We start from the raw sequence: 16,277 nt of genomic DNA, 5'->3' as shown, positions 1-16,277 counted from the left end.
AGTTTTTTTTGAGTCTTTAGACTCAAAAAGATTGAAAATTTTATTGATTTTAGCTTGACACAAAGTTGACACATCATATAAACTGAATCCATAACAAATGATAAAAATGATAACAAATGTTACTGAAATTAGATTTTTGTTAATTTTTATAACATTTGTTAAAATTTTTAGATTATTTCTCTAGCAATCTATGTGAAGCATGAAAGGATGATTTTTATGTCAATTTATCAACAGTTGTTAGCACGAGAACGTAGCGGAGATCCGATCAAAGTGGGGATTATTGGTGCAGGACAAATGGGTTTTGGACTGATCTCACAAATTTCTCATATTCCTGGCATGATTGTAGCGGGTGTTTGTGATATTCACCTTGATGCAGCAGAGAAAGCAGCGAATTTTTACAAACAACATGCGAAACCACATCAAATGGTCATCACAAATGATTACAGAGAGGTCATTCAATCAGATTTCGTAGAAGTCATTGTGGATGCAACTGGTGTTCCAGAAGTTGGCGCAAACATTTCTTTGGAAGCGCTTAATTCAAAAAAACATCTCGTTCTTTTAAATGTTGAAGTCGACATTACAATCGGTTTAGTGATGCATAAGTTATTCACAAATGCAGGACTTGTTTACTCTGGGTCAGCTGGAGATGAACCAGCAGCTACTTTAGAATTATATGAATTTGCAAAAACAATGGGACTTGAGGTGCTAGTTGCTGGGAAAGGTAAGAATAATCCATTTTTCCCAGAAGCAAATCCAGATACATGTAAAGCAGAAGCAGATAGTAAAAATATGAGTGCACACATGCTCGCTGCTTTTCAGGATGGAACAAAAACAATGGCAGAAATGAACCTATTAAGTAATGCGACAGGGCTTTTGCCTGATAAAGTGGGCATGCACGGAGTCGAAGCGAATTTAGAGAATGTAGCAGATAAATTGAACCAAAAACAACAAGGCGGTGTGCTGGATCACTTTGGTGTCGTTGAATATGTAAAGGGTCTTGCACCAGGTGTATTTGTTATCGTCAAAAGTGAGCTTGAGCCAGTGGATGAAGAGCTTCGTTACTTAAAAGTTGGGAAAGGTCCTCATTACACGCTTTATCGACCTTTCCACTTAGCGAGTCTTGAAACGCCGGTGACAATTGCAAAAGCGGTCTTACAACACGATTCATCGATTCACCCAATTGGTGTACCAGTCTCAGAAACTGTTGCTGTTGCGAAAAGAGATATTAAAGCAGGAGAAACACTTGACGGAATTGGCGGATACTCAGTCAGAGGTGTACTTGAAACGCATCAAGATATGAAAACGAACGGTCACATTCCAATTGGTTTAATCAGCGGTAAAGTGGTTGCGAAAAAAGATATCAAGTTAGGACAATTCCTATCTCATGATGATGTGGAGCTAGATTCAAACACAACAGTCTGGAAGTTGCGTTCATTACAAGATCATCTATTTCAATCATAAGGACGTGATGCTATGGAAAAGTTAGCCATTGTACTTTGCATCATCCTCATTGTGCAATATGGTTTATCTTTTGTTCAAATCAAGTACTACCGAAAAAGCATGGATACACTCATTGATGATTATAAAGGGAAACAAGGCTATCATTTATTTTCAGGAATGGAGAGGCGCAAATTTGGTCCTGGGGCCATTGCATTCATCATTGTCGATGAATCATATATCATTCAAAAATGTCATGTGCTTGGCGGGATATCAATCTTATCGAAATGTAAGGAAGTTCCTTCATATGAAGGCAAGCATGTAGGTGCTGTGCTAGACGAGCACCATATGATGAAGCAAACATTGAAAAAACGCAAAAAAGGATCTGCAGTGCTGCAAGCGATCTCAATGGCAGCCGAGCAGGCACTTGTATCCATCTCGAAAAAAAATATAACAAATGTGAACTAAAGAAAGGGGAGATGAAACATGGAATGGATTCAATGGTTTGGGGAGCATTTTATCGGAATGTTTGAAGCCGGCGGAAAGCAATTCATGAGTCTTATGACAGGTATCGTTCCAACGCTTGTTGTCTTACTTACTTTTACCTATGCAGTCATGAAGTTTATTGGAGAAGAGCGAGTCAATAGAGCCATCCAGTTTGCAGCAAAATACACGATTTTACGCTATACATTAATGCCGATTCTATCCGTTCTTATTTTGACAAATCCAATGGCTTATACGTTTGGTCGCTTCTTGCCTGAAAAACAAAAACCAGCATTCTATGATTCGGCTGTTTCATTTGTTCATCCCGTTACATCACTGTTCCCGTATGCCAACGCAGGAGAACTGTTTGTCTATTTAGGAATTGCGAACGGAATTAAAGAGGCAGGATACTCGATGTCAGAGCTTGCTGTTCGTTACTTTTTAGTCGGGATTGTTGTCATTTTACTACGTGGAATCATTACTGAATGGATTACAAAATATTTAGCAGGAAAAATGAAAGCGAATTCACAATAGGGGAGGGTTAGACATGACAAACCACAAAGTATTTGTTTCAAAAGGTGCTGGCGGATGGGGAAAAGGGTTAGAGATTGAACCAACTGGTAAAAGAAGAAAGGTCGTTTCGATTACAGGGGGCGGTATTCACCCCGTTGCACGCAAAATTGCTGAAATGACAGGTACAGAAGCATATGATGGCTTTAAAAACTCAATTCCTGAAGATGAAATGATGTGCGTTGTCATTGACTGCGGAGGAACGGCACGAATTGGGCTTTACCCAATGAAGCGTATCCCGACTGTAGATGTGTTAGCATCCTCTCCTTCTGGACCACTTGCAAAACACATTACAGATGATATCTTCGTATCAGGAGTAACTGAAAAAGATATATCCTATGCTGAAGCATCTGATGGTGAGATGAAGACAGAAAGTCAAGAGACTGGCGAGACGATTGACAAGGAGAATATGAAAGAAACATATTCAAAGTTAAAACAGGAAAATATCGAACGTCAGGAAAAAGGAAATCTCCTGATGAGATTCTCAAGAGGGATCGGGAAAGTTACCGGAACGTTTTATCAGGCGGGTCGTGATTCTGTTGATATGCTTTTGAAAAATATTATTCCATTTATGGCATTTGTCAGTATGTTAATTGGAATTATTAATTATACAAAAATTGGTGATCTCATCGCCCATTTCTTATCACCTTTGGCAGGATCTTTATGGGGGCTCTTACTGCTCGTTGTTATCTGTACATTGCCATTTTTATCACCTGTCTTAGGACCTGGAGCCGTTATTGCACAAGTCATTGGTGTTCTTATCGGAAGTCAAATTGCACTTGGCAACATTCCGCCACAATTTGCGCTTCCTGCACTATTTGCCATTAATGGTCAAGTAGGATGTGACTTCATTCCTGTTGGTCTATCACTTGGTGAAGCAAAGCCGGAAACGGTACAATATGGCGTACCAGCTGTTTTATATAGTCGCCTCATTACAGGGGTCCTATCAGTTGTAATCGCATACGTTGCCAGCTTCGGTATGTATTAAACGCATTAAAGGAGGAATCGAGATATATGGTGACACAATCTGTTGTAAAAGAAATTGGGATCTTAGTCCCGCAGTTTAAAGAAGATAAGCTGATTGTTTTATTTGGACCAGCAGCGCCGCAAGAACTAAAGGATATGTCTGTCATTCATGAATTCGAGCACTTAGAAGAAGAGCCGCTGAAACTAGGCGGAACCATTCAAGTGGGCGAACAAACGTACACAATCACTGCATTAGGTAATCAAGCAAATGAAAACTTTAAAGAACTTGGCCATATTTCGATCTACTTCCAAGAGCCGTTTGATGATGTATTACCTGGAGCTGTTTTTGCATCCCCGCATACGTTTCCTGACATAAAAGAAGGCGTACGCATTGAAATTTCTTAATAAAGAAAAGAAGCTGTTCCTTCAATTAGGAGCAGCTTTTTTATGATAGGTTTACTGAAATGATCATTTAAGATATGCTGTAGACAGTAATTATTCGTATATTCTGACTATTTTGACGCAGGAGGAAAATATGGTGTCACTTGAATTAAAGGATGTTTCTTTAAAACGAAATGGGAAATGGATATTGCACCATGTAGACTGGCAAGTAAAGGAGAAGGAAAACTGGGTGCTTTATGGGTTAAATGGTGCTGGGAAAACCGCTCTTTTGAATATGTTGTGTTCGTATTACTTTCCGACATCAGGTGAGATGACAGTTTTAGGACATGTATTTGGAAAGGAGGCACTCGGTGAGAAGCTGAGGAGGAAGATAGGTCTCATCTCCGCAGGTCTTGAAAAGAAACTACATGCAGAAGATCATGCTTTTGAGATTGTATTAAGCGGAGCATTTGCTTCTATTGGGCTTTATGAATCACCAACCGATTGTATGAGAGAGAAAGCGATTGATCTTTTAAAAGCCTTTGGATCATTCAAGTATGCCAATCGCACGTATGAAACCCTCTCGCAAGGTGAAAAACAAAAGGTATTGATTGCGAGAGCTTTAATGAATAATCCCGAGCTGCTAATATTAGATGAACCAGTAGCAGGTCTTGATTTTTTAGCAAGAGAACAAGTGTTAGAAACGATCTCATCTATTGCATCAAAGCCTGATGCCCCAACTTTACTATATACGACCCATCATGCTGAAGAGATTTTACCGATTTTTCAGCACACTTTATTATTACAAGAAGGAACTGTCTTTGCTAAAGGAGATACTAAACAAATATTGACAAGCGAAATGCTTTCATCCTTTTTTAATTGTCAAGTTGAGGTGATGTGGAGAAATGGCCGGCCTCACTTAAGTAAATTGCAGCCTTGAGAAACAATTGGTATGCGTTCAAGCTTTTCCATCATACATATTATAGTAGAAAACGAAAGGCGGGGAAGGAAAGATGATGAGTATCTCTGAATTTCAAATCAAGGATGTCGTCGATGTGTCCAGTGGGAAAAAGCTTGGTACAATTGGCGATATTGATATCAATGTCACAAGCGGAAAAATACAAGCCATTATTATTGGCGGCACAGGTAAAATGATGGGATTTTTCGGAAAAGAAGAGGAAATGATCGTCCCATGGCGAAATATAGTAAAAATTGGCGAAGATGTGATTCTTATCCGATTGTCTTCTTAAAATGATATAAAACCTCTATGAATCGTTTCATTCTCTTTATCATTTCTTCACCCAGCAAGCAATGCCTTTTTTGGTTAAAAAGATTACTTTTTCATATCAATTTGTAAAAAAACATGAAGAAAGGGCACATTTGAGTGTATTATTTAATGAATCCCACTAACTGTATGTGCATTTCTTGTGGTAAAATAGGAGCGATATTAAGAGAGAGGATGAAAGGTGGGAGGTAGCTTTGAAACACATACATGACCCCTTTCGGCTGAAAACGCCTTATGCAATGACAATTCATGATTGGACGAACATAAGGTGTTCTGGTAGAGAGGTTATAGCCGGATTTACGACCAAAAATGGTGGCTTTAGCCTTTCCCCATATCAATCATTGAACACTGGACTCCATGTAGGAGATGATGCTGCCAGTGTACAAATGAATCGTCAAGTCATAGCAGAGGAAACCGCTATGCCGCTCTCTAATTGGGTATTTGCCGACCAAACCCATGAGGATCACATCATGAAAGTCACCAAAGAGCAAAAGGGAAAAGGAAGCCTTCATTATCATGAGGCCCTGCCTGGAACAGATGGTCTATATACCTCTGAAAAAAACATGATGCTCGCTCTTTGTTTTGCTGACTGTGTTCCGCTTTATTTTCTAGCGCCCCATGAAGGACTTATTGGAACGGCTCATGCCGGCTGGAAAGGAACTGTCAAGCAAATTGGCGCAAAAATGGTGGATGTATGGAGCAGTCAGGAAGATGTGCTAGTCGATCATATACAGGTTGTGATTGGTCCAGCGATTGGCATTTGCTGCTACATAGTAGATGATGTCGTTATAGATCAAGTAAAAGAGCTTCCATTTCCAGCAGAGGATGTGTATTCCGAGATTTCAGTGGGACAATACAAAATTGATTTGAAAACATTAAACAAAAACGTATTGCTTCATGCGGGAATAAAAGAAGAAAACATATATGTCAGTTCGATGTGCACAAGCTGTAGCGATCAGCTTTTCTTCTCACACCGGCGTGATCAAGGGAGAACTGGACGTATGATGTCTTTTGTCGGGTTTAAGGAGGCATAAGTGCAATTGAAAGTACGAGAGAAATTCAGACAAATAAATGAACAAATAAACGAAGCATGTAAAAGAGCAGGGAGAAATCCAGAGAATGTATCTGTAGTTGCTGTAACGAAATATGTCTCGATCGAACGTGCCATTGAAGCCAAAGAAGCAGGAATTGTACATTTTGGTGAAAATCGTGACAGAGGGCTGCTTGAAAAACAAGCTGCCATAACCGATGAAAGCATTAACTGGCACTTCATCGGCAGTTTACAGACAAGAAAAGTGAAATCTGTCATTCATACGATTGACTATTTACATTCGCTTGACAGAATTTCCCTTGCGAATGAAATTGAAAAAAGAGCAGATCACACTGTTCGCTGTTTTGTTCAAGTGAACACATCTCTTGAGGAGTCGAAGCACGGCTTGAAAAGTGAAGAAGTGATACCGTTTGTCAGGCAGCTAGCTGATTTTAAACATATTGAAATCGTTGGATTGATGACGATGGCTCCATTTACAGATGATCATGCTGTGATCCGAAACTGCTTTAAAACACTAAGAAGCCTTCAAGAAGAGGTAAAACATCTAAACCAAGAAAATGCACCTTGTCAGCATTTATCTATGGGGATGTCAAACGATTTTGAAATCGCAATTGAAGAAGGTGCGACATTTGTTCGGATTGGCTCTTCACTTGTCGGAAATGAAACAGGAGGTGCGTGACATGAGCATAAAAAATAAGTTTAAAAGCTTTTTCACACTTGATGATGAAGAGTATGAATACGAATATATTGATGAAGACAGAGAACCAGTTCAAGAAGAAAAAGGAACAAGAGATAAAGCAGCATTTCAAGAGCGTCCGCAAACTGGAAAACAAAATGTTGTCAGCTTGCAAAGCGTGCAAAAATCCTCTAAAGTGGTGTTAAGTGAGCCGCGTGTTTATGCAGAGGCGCAAGAGATTGCAGACCATATTAAAAACAGACGTGCAGTCGTCGTTAATTTGCAGCGTATTCAGCACGATCAAGCAAAGCGAATTATCGACTTTTTAAGCGGCACTGTTTATGCAATCGGTGGAGACATTCAACGTATTGGCTCGAATATATTCCTCTGCACACCTGATAATGTGGATGTATCTGGCACAATATCAGAACTATTGACAGAGGAAGAACCTCAGAGGTGGTAAATCAAAGTGATTCTAGATTACATTTTTAACATTTTACAGACTGTGTTTACGATTTACTCATATGCGATTATTATTTACATCTTTATGTCATGGGTACCTTCTGCCAGAGAAACAGCGATTGGCCACTTTTTGACATCCATTTGTGAACCGTATTTAGAACCATTTCGTAAAATTATTCCGCCAATTGGCATGATTGACATCTCGCCAATTGTGGCATTGTTTGTGCTTCACTTTGCATCATATTATGGATTAAGCGGTCTTTATCAAATGCTTGCTCGTATCATTTAATACGGCTGCCAGGCTTGGCAGAGGCCAAGCCCTTTTACATAAAAGGGGAACAAAATGAGCGATATATATCAACATTTTAGAAAAGACGAACAGCCATTTGTCGATCAAGTGTTAGGTTGGAAAAAAATTGCACTCGATCAATATCGATTAAAACTGACAGACTTTCTTGATCCGCGTGAGCAGTTTATTACTCAATCAGTGATCCAGCATTCAGACGAACTCGGTCTTATGTTTTTTGGTGGGTACGATGAAGCGGAACGAAAAAGAGCCGTCATTTATCCTGAATATTTAAAGCCGTCTCTTGAGGATTTTGAGCTATCTTATTTTCAGGTGAACTATGCGAAAAAGTTTATATCCATTGAACACCCGAAACTCCTCGGATCACTCATGGGAATCGGCTTGAAACGTCAAAAGTTCGGGGATTTGCTATTTTCTGAGGAATCTGTACAGTTTATTTGTACAAGCGATGTAGCTGATTTTGTTCGAACTCAGCTAACGCATGTTGGAAGAGCTGCAGTTTCATTAGAAGAAATTGATCAGACGCACATAAAGCCTGCAATCAGCAGGACAGACATCAAAGAAGATACGATTTCTTCCTTGCGGCTGGACGCTGTCTGTGCTGCTGTCAGCAGACAATCTCGTCAAAAAGCACAACTTTTGGTCAAAAATGGTCTGGTCAAAGTGAACTGGAAAGTCACAGAAGATCCTTCTTTCACAATCGGCGAAGGAGATCAGCTCTCTGTCCGAGGATTTGGCCGGTTTAGTTTGAAGACAATTGAGGGTAAGACGAAAAAAGATAAATTTAAAGTAACATTTGAGCTTCTGACATAACGAACTTGAAACTGGAGGTGGCCAGGTTGCCATTAACACCTAATGATATTCATAATAAAACGTTTACAAAGAGTTTTCGTGGTTATGACGAAGATGAGGTGAACGAGTTTTTAAGCCAAGTACGTAAAGATTACGAAATCGTATTACGTAAAAAGAACGAGCTTGAAGATAAAGTAAATGAGCTTGATGAAAGATTAGGTCATTTTGCAACAATTGAAGAGACCTTGAACAAATCCATTCTTGTGGCGCAAGAAGCGGCTGAAGATGTAAAGCGTCATTCTGATAAAGAAGCGAAACTAATTATTCGTGAAGCAGAGAAAAATGCAGACCGTATCATCAACGAAGCGCTCTCTAAATCAAGAAAGATTGCAATGGAGATTGAGGAGCTGAAGAAGCAGTCGAAGGTCTTTAGAACTCGTTTCCAAATGCTCATTGAAGCACAGCTCGATCTTTTGAAAAATGATGATTGGGATCATTTGCTGGAATATGAAGTCGACGCTGTCCTTGACGAAAAAGAATAATCCGTTATCTTGACATGATGTGCACACGTTGCATATAATACCATCATAAATGCACAAGAGATAAACGTTTGAAAGGGACACTCGCAGCTGTTTTATGCGTAATAAAGCGAATCAGGGATGGTGGAAGCCTGACATTACGAAGCGTTGCAATGAGATCACCCCTTTAGTTCCTTTTCTGAAATGAACCAGTAAGAAAAGGCGTCTAATCACGTTACGATTTTTGAGTGGATGAACGATCATTTATCGTTGATCTAAAAGGGTGGTACCGCGAGACAAGTCTTCTCGTCCCTTATGGGATGAGAAGGCTTTTTTTATTGTTTTTCTTTAATCTGAATTTGCATTTGGAGGAATAGATATGAACTACAAAGATACCTTATTAATGCCGAAAACAGAATTCCCGATGAGAGGGAACTTACCAAACAAAGAGCCTGAAATTCAAAAGGAATGGGCAGAAAAAAATATTTATCAAATGGTATTGGAGCGAACAAAAGGGCGCCCGACATTTATTTTGCATGACGGACCTCCATATGCGAATGGTGATATTCATATGGGACATGCGCTAAATAAAATTCTAAAAGATTTTATAGTTCGTTTTAAGTCCATGAATGGCTTCCATGCACCTTACGTACCGGGCTGGGATACACATGGCTTGCCGATTGAAACAGCGCTTACCAAAAATAAAAAAATTAAAAGAAAAGAAATGTCAACAGCAGAATTCCGCAAACTTTGCGAAGAATACGCTTGGAAGCAAATTGAAGGGCAGCGCAATCAGTTTAAACGACTAGGTGTAAGAGCAGATTGGGACAATCCATATGTGACATTAAAGCCTGAATACGAAGCTCAGCAAATTCTTGTATTTGGTGAAATGGCAAAAAGAGGATACATTTACAAAGGATTGAAGCCAGTCAACTGGTCTCCTTCAAGTGAATCAGCACTAGCTGAAGCGGAAATTGAATATAAAGACAAACGATCACCATCTATTTTCGTTGCATTTAAAGTGAAAGATGGAAAAGGCGTACTTGAAAATGGGGAACAATTCATCATTTGGACGACAACCCCTTGGACGATTCCTGCAAACCTTGGCATTTGTGTCCATCCTAATCTTGAGTATAGTGTGCTGCAAGTAGGAGATGAACGATACGTTGTTGCATCTGAGCTTGCTGAACAAGTGGCAACAACGATCGGTTTTGATGAATACGAAGTCGTTCAAACAGTAAAAGGAAGAGAACTTGACAGAGTCGTTGCAGAGCATCCGATTTACGGAAGAGATTCTCTCGTTATGCTTGGTGATCACGTGACAACTGATGCGGGAACAGGCTGTGTACACACTGCACCAGGTCACGGGGAAGATGACTTCATTGTGAGTATGAAATATGGTCTTGAGGTGTTATGTCCAGTAGATGAAAAAGGTGTCATGACAGAAGAGGCGCCTGGTTTTGAAGGACTATTCTACGAAGATGCCAATAAAGCCATTACAGAACAACTTGAAGCAAAAGGTGCACTAAAAAAACTCGACTTTATTACGCACTCTTATCCGCATGACTGGAGAACGAAAAAGCCAACCATTTATCGTGCGACAGCGCAGTGGTTTGCATCAATTAAAGACTTTAGAGAAGCTTTACTAGATAATATTAAAGAAACGAAATGGGTGCCATCATGGGGCGAAACGCGCCTGTTCAATATGGTGCGTGACAGAGGCGACTGGTGTATTTCAAGACAGCGTGTATGGGGCGTTCCAATTCCGGTCTTTTATGCCGAAAATGGTGAGCCAATCATCACAGATGAAACAATTCAGCACGTCTCTCAATTATTTAGAGAACATGGCTCGAATATTTGGTTTGAAAAAGAAGCGAAAGAGCTCTTGCCAGAAGGCTTTACACATCCAGGCAGCCCGAACGGAGAATTCACAAAAGAGCAGGACATCATGGATGTATGGTTTGATTCTGGTTCTTCTCACCAAGCTGTTTTAGAAGAAAGAGATGACCTTGTTCGTCCGGCAGACCTTTACCTTGAAGGCTCTGACCAGTATCGTGGATGGTTCAACTCATCTTTATCTACTTCTGTAGCTATCACAGGAAAAGCACCTTATAAAAGTGTGCTAAGTCATGGTTTTACACTTGATAAAGAAGGACGTAAGATGAGTAAATCATTAGGAAATACAATTGATCCGACGAAGGTTGCAAAACAACTTGGTGCTGAAATCCTTAGACTTTGGGTGTCTTCTGTGAACTATCAAGCCGATCACCCAGTGTCTGATGAAATTCTAAAGCAAGTGGCAGAAGTTTACCGAAAAATTCGGAACACGCTCCGCTTCCTGCATGGAAACTTGTTTGACTTTGAGCCGGCAGTGAATGCAGTGCCAGTGGTAAAGCTTCGTGAAGTGGATCAATATATCTTGATCAAATTAAACAAACTAGTTGATAAAGTGAAAAAAGCTTATGACGATTATGATTTTGCTATCGTATATCATGCAATTCATAATTTCTGTACGATTGAGCTAAGCTCATTCTATCTGGATTTTGCAAAAGATGTCGTATACATTGAGCATGCAGATCATCCAGATCGCCGCAGCATGCAAACAGTCTTCTATGAAACATTAATGGCCCTAGTGAAACTGATAGCACCAATTCTTCCGCATACAGCAGATGAATTATGGAGCCATCTAACCTTTGTTGAAGAGCCAAGCGTTCAGTTAACAGATATGCCAGAAGGAATAGCGGTTCCTCAAGCTGAAGCAACAGAAACGAAGTTTGATCGCTTTATGGAAGTACGTGATGATGTCCTAAAAGCGCTTGAGATTGCGCGTAATGAGAAAGTAATTGGACGTTCACTTGAAGCGAGTGTCACAATTTATGCGACAGATGAAGTCAAATCTCTTCTAGCGTCCATAAAAGAAGATGTCAAACAGCTCTTTATCATCTCAGAATTGAATGTGGAAGATGAGAAGGATGCAGAGACATCTGCACCCGAATACACATCAGGACGTATCGTTGTTAAAAAAGCCGAAGGAGAACTGTGCGAACGTTCTCGCATTATTTCAAAAGATGTTGGCGCAAATCCGAAATACCCAACATTGTCACTGAAAAACGCAGAAATCGTGGAGAAATATTACCAAAATTAACAGCACCAATTGATGAACTAGCGCCCCGTATAATGCGGGGTGCTTTCTTATTTTAGAAAATGACAGCGTTTAGAACGAAAGGAAAAATCTTATGGCTTTAAAGTAAACAGGTGGGGCAACAATATGATTATCACGACAGAGCAGGAGTTGAGTTAGCGACATGAATGGCGATCTACACATGATTTACATGGAACTCCTTCAAATGAAAGATGAATTACAATCGAAACTGTTTGAATATGCATCATTTCGTTCACCTGCTGAACATGTAACAATGAATCATGACAAAACAACAACCCTCCTCTACCATATAAAAGAAGAGCTACAAGATGTTTCGCTTGCTTTAGCAAAAATAGAACAAGGAACATATGGCATATGTGAGAATACAGGTCACACGATTCCACTTGAACAAATGAGTATTTTACCTACAGCACGCACGATTGACGATTTTTTATATCATAAGCAATATGAGAAAAAAGCATTCACCCCATATCCTAATGATTCAAATGATTCGCATTTTGAAGCCTTCCACATGTAGGGAGGTTTTTGTCTGTCAACTAAAGTTTCTTTACTCATTCCTGTTTTCTTGATAAAATGCTTAAAGATCAAAGTATGAAGATGGAGGAACGTGTGTGTTCTATTACATAATCGCATTCGTTATAATTTGTTTAGATCAATTAACAAAATGGCTCATTGTCAAACATATGATGATCGGCGATTCCATTCCAATCATTGATGGATTCTTTTATATCACCTCTCACCGGAATTCAGGAGCCGCATGGGGAATTCTTCAAGGACAAATGTGGTTTTTCTATGTGATCACACTCGTTGTTATTGCTGGGATTATCTATTATCTAGAGCGGGATGGACAAAAGGACAAGCTGCTTGGAGTCGCACTAGCCTTAATGCTTGGCGGAGCGATAGGTAACTTCATTGACCGAATTTTCCGTCAGGAAGTGGTTGATTTTGCCCATTTTGTGCTTGGGGATTATCATTATCCAATCTTTAATATTGCAGATTCTTCTCTATGTGTAGGGGTTATTCTGCTCTTTATTCAAATGCTGTTAGATGGAAAGAAAAATAAGGAGTCAACTACATGAATCAAATAAACATTGCCGTTTCAGAAGAACAAACGAGTGAACGGCTTGATAAATTTTTAAGCACGACTGAACCAGAGTGGTCAAGAACCCAAATCCAACAGTGGGTAAAGGATGGGCTGATTGAAGTAAACGGGAAACAAGTGAAAGCGAATTACAAAGTTCAAACTGGCGATCAAATCAAAGTGAATATTCCAGAGCCAGAAGCATTAGATATTGAGGCAGAATCAATGGATCTTGATATTTATTATGAGGATAAAGACGTACTTGTGGTGAATAAACCACGAGGAATGGTCGTTCATCCAGCACCAGGCCATGTGTCAGGAACGCTCGTCAATGGTCTTATGGCGCATTGTCATGATCTATCAGGCATTAATGGGGTCATGAGACCTGGGATTGTCCACCGAATTGATAAAGATACGTCTGGGCTGCTAATGGTTGCTAAAAATGATATGGCGCACGAATCATTAGTCAATCAATTGGTTGCCAAGACAGTCACGAGAAAATACACAGCCGTTGTTCATGGCATCATCCAACATGATACAGGGACGATTGATGCACCTATTGGCAGAGACAAAAAAGATCGCCAAAGCATGACTGTCACAAAAGAAAACGCAAAGCAGGCTGTCACTCATTTTGACGTCATCGAACGTTTCAAAGATTTCACGCTTGTAGAATGCCGTCTTGAAACAGGAAGAACTCACCAAATTCGTGTTCATATGAAATATATTGGTTATCCGCTTGCGGGAGATCCCAAATATGGTCCTAGAAAAACGATTGATTTCAATGGACAATTGCTACATGCTGGTGTATTAGGATTTAATCATCCGAGAACAGGAAAATACATCGAGTTTACCGCACCAATTCCAGATGATATGCAGAATTTTATCGATTCATTAAGAAATAACAATTGACAGGCTGTTTTTTTTCTGAAATAATGAACAAAGACATTGAGATTCTTTAACACAGTCCAGAGAGGCTGAGAAGGATAACGGATCAATTGTGCACGTGTATGCACAAATGAACGCCCCTCTCTGCCCTTTGCAGAAGGGGCTTTTTATTTGCAAAAAGAGGTGTAAAAGATGGAACAAAAAGCAATCATTCTGGATGAACAAGCGATAAGACGAGCGCTTACGCGAATTGCCCACGAAATGATCGAGCGCAACAAAGGGATGAAGGATGTCATTCTTGCTGGGATCAAGACAAGAGGGATTCATCTTGCAAAGCGCCTGGCAGAACGCATTGAGCAAATTGAGGGAAATCCAGTCATTGTGGGTGAACTCGATATTACGCTTTACCGCGACGACCTGACAAAAAAGACAGACAACCAAGATCCGCTTGTGAAGGGAGCAGACATTCCAGCTGATATCAATGACAAAACACTGATTGTTGTAGATGATGTCCTATTTACAGGCAGAACGGTTAGAGCAGCAATGGATGCGCTTGTTGATGTGGGGAGACCGTCTTCTATACAGCTTGCAGTTCTTGTGGATCGAGGGCACCGTGAGCTGCCAATTCGAGCAGATTATATTGGAAAAAACATTCCAACGTCTAAAGCAGAAACCGTCATGGTCCAACTCAACGAAGTCGATCAAAAAGATCTTGTCGCCATATACGAAAAAGAACCTTTTTAAATGCATTCCAGAGAGTTTGCAAAGAGGGCAATAACAGAAACGTCATGCACACAACACTCGAAGTGTGCGGCTTTTCTAGGCCTCTTTGCTCATATGCAAAGAGGCTTTTTTATTAGAAAAGAACACAACTAGGAGGAAAAACATGAGTCAGCCAAAAGCCAATTTAGGCATTCGAGATATACCAAAACCTTTCACATGGCTATCACTGAGCTTGCAGCATTTGTTTGCCATGTTTGGAGCCACAATTTTAGTGCCGAAAATAATTGACATGAGTCCAGCCGTTGCTCTCATCTCAAGCGGTGTCGGAACAATTGTTTACTTAATGATCACTAGAGGGCAAATTCCGGCTTATCTTGGATCGTCCTTTGCCTTTATTTCCCCTATACTGAATGTCAAAGCATCAGGTGGTCCAGGAGCCGCAATGGTCGGTGCTTTGATGGCAGGTGTCGCTTACGCATTCATTGCTTTATTCATTAAATGGTTAGGTACAGGCTGGCTTATGAACCTGTTGCCGCCAGTAGTAGTTGGACCGGTGATTATGGTGATCGGGCTTGGTTTAGCTGGAACGGCAGTCAATATGGCCATGTATGTTGATCCGAATGCGCCCGAGCTTGTGTACAGCTTGAAGCACTTAACAGTAGCTGGCTTTACTCTGGCGGTAACAATCATCAGTATGATTTTCCTTAGAGGGTTTCTTAGTCTCATCCCAGTTTTAATCGGAATAATTAGCGGTTATCTGTTTGCTTTAACACAAGGCATTGTGAACTTTCAGCCGGTCATTGACGCAAAATGGTTTGCCGTACCAAACTTTGTCATACCATTTGTCAATTACACACCTGCTGTGACACTTAGCATTATCTCGGTGATGGTGCCAGTTGCCTTTGTGACAATGTCTGAACACATTGGTCACCAAGTAGTGTTAAGTAAGGTGGTAGGTCAAGACTTTATCAAAAAGCCTGGACTTCACCGCTCGATTTTAGGAGACAGTGCAGCCACAATCTTTGCCTCACTCATTGGCGGACCACCTACCACTACATATGGTGAGAACATTGGCGTACTTGCCATCACGAGAGTGTTTAGTATCTTCGTCATCGGCGGAGCAGCAGTATTCGCCATCTGTTTCGGCTTTGTCGGGAAAATTTCAGCATTAATTAGCACAGTTCCTTCAGCAGTGATGGGGGGCGTCTCATTCCTACTTTTTGGGATTATTGCGTCGAGCGGTCTGAGAATTCTGATTGATCATAAAGTCAATTTTGAAGAAAAACGGAACCTCATTATCGCATCTGTCATCTTAGTCATTGGAATCGGTGGAGCTTTTATTGAGGTGAAGCAAATCAATCTTACTTTATCTGGAATGGCGCTCGCTGCCATTACTGGGGTTTTGTTAAACTTGATTCTGCCAAATGAGCAAGCAGATAAAAAACCATCAAATGAATCGAATACAGAAAACCTTTTAAAAGAAGTCCAGTGAGGCTG

Annotated in this window: 19 protein-coding genes and 1 other annotated feature; all 19 genes read left to right on the top strand. The window is 40.3% G+C overall.

Annotated features, from left to right (window positions below):
- Nucleotides 1-216: 216 nt before the first annotated feature.
- The 19 genes from ACIQCE_RS02120 (at nt 217) to ACIQCE_RS02030 (ending at nt 16,272) form a co-directional block, all read left to right on the top strand.
- A complete protein-coding gene (locus ACIQCE_RS02120; RefSeq protein WP_400493394.1) occupies nt 217-1,461 on the top strand; it encodes an NAD(P)H-dependent oxidoreductase in 1,245 nt (414 codons plus the stop codon).
- Nucleotides 1,462-1,473: 12 nt separating this feature from the next.
- Nucleotides 1,474-1,905, top strand: a complete 432-nt coding sequence (locus ACIQCE_RS02115) for a transcriptional regulator GutM (protein ID WP_400493393.1) — start codon at nt 1,474-1,476, stop codon at nt 1,903-1,905.
- A gap of 18 nt (nt 1,906-1,923) precedes the next feature.
- A complete protein-coding gene (gene srlA, locus ACIQCE_RS02110; RefSeq protein WP_400493392.1) occupies nt 1,924-2,454 on the top strand; it encodes a PTS glucitol/sorbitol transporter subunit IIC in 531 nt (176 codons plus the stop codon).
- A gap of 13 nt (nt 2,455-2,467) precedes the next feature.
- Entirely contained in the window at nt 2,468-3,478 is a 1,011-nt protein-coding gene (gene srlE, locus ACIQCE_RS02105; protein ID WP_400493391.1) for a PTS glucitol/sorbitol transporter subunit IIB, read from the top strand.
- Nucleotides 3,479-3,504: 26 nt separating this feature from the next.
- Nucleotides 3,505-3,861 carry a PTS glucitol/sorbitol transporter subunit IIA gene (locus tag ACIQCE_RS02100; RefSeq protein WP_400493390.1) on the top strand — a complete coding sequence of 119 codons (357 nt, stop codon included), beginning with the start codon at nt 3,505-3,507 and terminating at the stop codon, nt 3,859-3,861.
- Nucleotides 3,862-3,994: 133 nt separating this feature from the next.
- Nucleotides 3,995-4,777: an ABC transporter ATP-binding protein gene (locus ACIQCE_RS02095; RefSeq protein ID WP_400493389.1), complete on the top strand. Its 783-nt coding sequence runs from the start codon at nt 3,995-3,997 to the stop codon at nt 4,775-4,777.
- A gap of 73 nt (nt 4,778-4,850) precedes the next feature.
- The gene (locus ACIQCE_RS02090; protein WP_400493388.1) at nt 4,851-5,087 is read left to right on the top strand and encodes a YlmC/YmxH family sporulation protein; all 237 of its coding nucleotides are present in this window, start codon (nt 4,851-4,853) and stop codon (nt 5,085-5,087) included.
- A gap of 274 nt (nt 5,088-5,361) precedes the next feature.
- On the top strand, nt 5,362-6,156 hold the full coding sequence (gene pgeF, locus ACIQCE_RS02085; RefSeq protein ID WP_400493820.1) for a peptidoglycan editing factor PgeF: 795 nt from the start codon (nt 5,362-5,364) through the stop codon (nt 6,154-6,156).
- The gene (locus ACIQCE_RS02080; protein WP_400493387.1) at nt 6,157-6,852 is read left to right on the top strand and encodes a YggS family pyridoxal phosphate-dependent enzyme; all 696 of its coding nucleotides are present in this window, start codon (nt 6,157-6,159) and stop codon (nt 6,850-6,852) included.
- 1 nt (nt 6,853) lies between these two features.
- Nucleotides 6,854-7,312: a cell division protein SepF gene (locus ACIQCE_RS02075; RefSeq protein ID WP_353855834.1), complete on the top strand. Its 459-nt coding sequence runs from the start codon at nt 6,854-6,856 to the stop codon at nt 7,310-7,312.
- A 6-nt stretch (nt 7,313-7,318) separates the two neighbouring features.
- Nucleotides 7,319-7,600, top strand: a complete 282-nt coding sequence (locus ACIQCE_RS02070) for a YggT family protein (protein WP_400493386.1) — start codon at nt 7,319-7,321, stop codon at nt 7,598-7,600.
- 54 nt (nt 7,601-7,654) lie between these two features.
- Nucleotides 7,655-8,431, top strand: coding sequence for a YlmH family RNA-binding protein (locus ACIQCE_RS02065; RefSeq protein WP_400493385.1), 777 nt, complete (start codon nt 7,655-7,657; stop codon nt 8,429-8,431).
- Between the two features lie 26 nt (nt 8,432-8,457).
- Nucleotides 8,458-8,952, top strand: coding sequence for a DivIVA domain-containing protein (locus tag ACIQCE_RS02060; RefSeq protein ID WP_353855831.1), 495 nt, complete (start codon nt 8,458-8,460; stop codon nt 8,950-8,952).
- 58 nt (nt 8,953-9,010) lie between these two features.
- Nucleotides 9,011-9,245: a binding site (T-box leader), on the top strand.
- Between the two features lie 62 nt (nt 9,246-9,307).
- The gene (gene ileS, locus ACIQCE_RS02055) at nt 9,308-12,073 is read left to right on the top strand and encodes an isoleucine--tRNA ligase (protein WP_400493384.1); all 2,766 of its coding nucleotides are present in this window, start codon (nt 9,308-9,310) and stop codon (nt 12,071-12,073) included.
- Between the two features lie 160 nt (nt 12,074-12,233).
- Entirely contained in the window at nt 12,234-12,608 is a 375-nt protein-coding gene (locus ACIQCE_RS02050) for a TraR/DksA family transcriptional regulator (RefSeq protein ID WP_353855829.1), read from the top strand.
- A gap of 94 nt (nt 12,609-12,702) precedes the next feature.
- Nucleotides 12,703-13,170: a signal peptidase II gene (gene lspA / locus ACIQCE_RS02045; RefSeq protein ID WP_400493383.1), complete on the top strand. Its 468-nt coding sequence runs from the start codon at nt 12,703-12,705 to the stop codon at nt 13,168-13,170.
- The gene (locus tag ACIQCE_RS02040) at nt 13,167-14,081 is read left to right on the top strand and encodes an RluA family pseudouridine synthase (protein ID WP_400493382.1); all 915 of its coding nucleotides are present in this window, start codon (nt 13,167-13,169) and stop codon (nt 14,079-14,081) included. Before lspA ends, ACIQCE_RS02040 begins: the two co-directional genes overlap by 4 nt.
- A gap of 168 nt (nt 14,082-14,249) precedes the next feature.
- Entirely contained in the window at nt 14,250-14,801 is a 552-nt protein-coding gene (pyrR, locus tag ACIQCE_RS02035; RefSeq protein ID WP_400493381.1) for a bifunctional pyr operon transcriptional regulator/uracil phosphoribosyltransferase PyrR, read from the top strand.
- A gap of 142 nt (nt 14,802-14,943) precedes the next feature.
- Entirely contained in the window at nt 14,944-16,272 is a 1,329-nt protein-coding gene (locus tag ACIQCE_RS02030) for a solute carrier family 23 protein (RefSeq protein WP_400493380.1), read from the top strand.
- Nucleotides 16,273-16,277: the final 5 nt, after the last annotated feature.

It is taken from the genome of Bacillus sp. NPDC093026, assembly GCF_044754665.1.
Classification (GTDB): domain Bacteria; phylum Bacillota; class Bacilli; order Bacillales; family Bacillaceae; genus Bacillus; species Bacillus maqinnsis.
This window is presented reverse-complemented; position numbering and strand designations above follow the sequence as displayed.

What these genes read in the sequence shown, in the direction of transcription:
- ACIQCE_RS02120 (WP_400493394.1), top strand. Translation starts at nt 217, where the DNA reads ATGTCAATTTATCAACAGTTGTTAGCACGAGAACGTAGCGGAGATCCG.
- ACIQCE_RS02115 (WP_400493393.1), top strand. Translation starts at nt 1,474, where the DNA reads ATGGAAAAGTTAGCCATTGTACTTTGCATCATCCTCATTGTGCAATAT.
- srlA (WP_400493392.1), top strand. Translation starts at nt 1,924, where the DNA reads ATGGAATGGATTCAATGGTTTGGGGAGCATTTTATCGGAATGTTTGAA.
- srlE (WP_400493391.1), top strand. Translation starts at nt 2,468, where the DNA reads ATGACAAACCACAAAGTATTTGTTTCAAAAGGTGCTGGCGGATGGGGA.
- ACIQCE_RS02100 (WP_400493390.1), top strand. Translation starts at nt 3,505, where the DNA reads ATGGTGACACAATCTGTTGTAAAAGAAATTGGGATCTTAGTCCCGCAG.
- ACIQCE_RS02090 (WP_400493388.1), top strand. Translation starts at nt 4,851, where the DNA reads ATGATGAGTATCTCTGAATTTCAAATCAAGGATGTCGTCGATGTGTCC.
- pgeF (WP_400493820.1), top strand. Translation starts at nt 5,362, where the DNA reads ATGACAATTCATGATTGGACGAACATAAGGTGTTCTGGTAGAGAGGTT.
- ACIQCE_RS02075 (WP_353855834.1), top strand. Translation starts at nt 6,854, where the DNA reads ATGAGCATAAAAAATAAGTTTAAAAGCTTTTTCACACTTGATGATGAA.
- ACIQCE_RS02065 (WP_400493385.1), top strand. Translation starts at nt 7,655, where the DNA reads ATGAGCGATATATATCAACATTTTAGAAAAGACGAACAGCCATTTGTC.
- ileS (WP_400493384.1), top strand. Translation starts at nt 9,308, where the DNA reads ATGAACTACAAAGATACCTTATTAATGCCGAAAACAGAATTCCCGATG.
- ACIQCE_RS02050 (WP_353855829.1), top strand. Translation starts at nt 12,234, where the DNA reads ATGAATGGCGATCTACACATGATTTACATGGAACTCCTTCAAATGAAA.
- ACIQCE_RS02040 (WP_400493382.1), top strand. Translation starts at nt 13,167, where the DNA reads ATGAATCAAATAAACATTGCCGTTTCAGAAGAACAAACGAGTGAACGG.
- pyrR (WP_400493381.1), top strand. Translation starts at nt 14,250, where the DNA reads ATGGAACAAAAAGCAATCATTCTGGATGAACAAGCGATAAGACGAGCG.
- ACIQCE_RS02030 (WP_400493380.1), top strand. Translation starts at nt 14,944, where the DNA reads ATGAGTCAGCCAAAAGCCAATTTAGGCATTCGAGATATACCAAAACCT.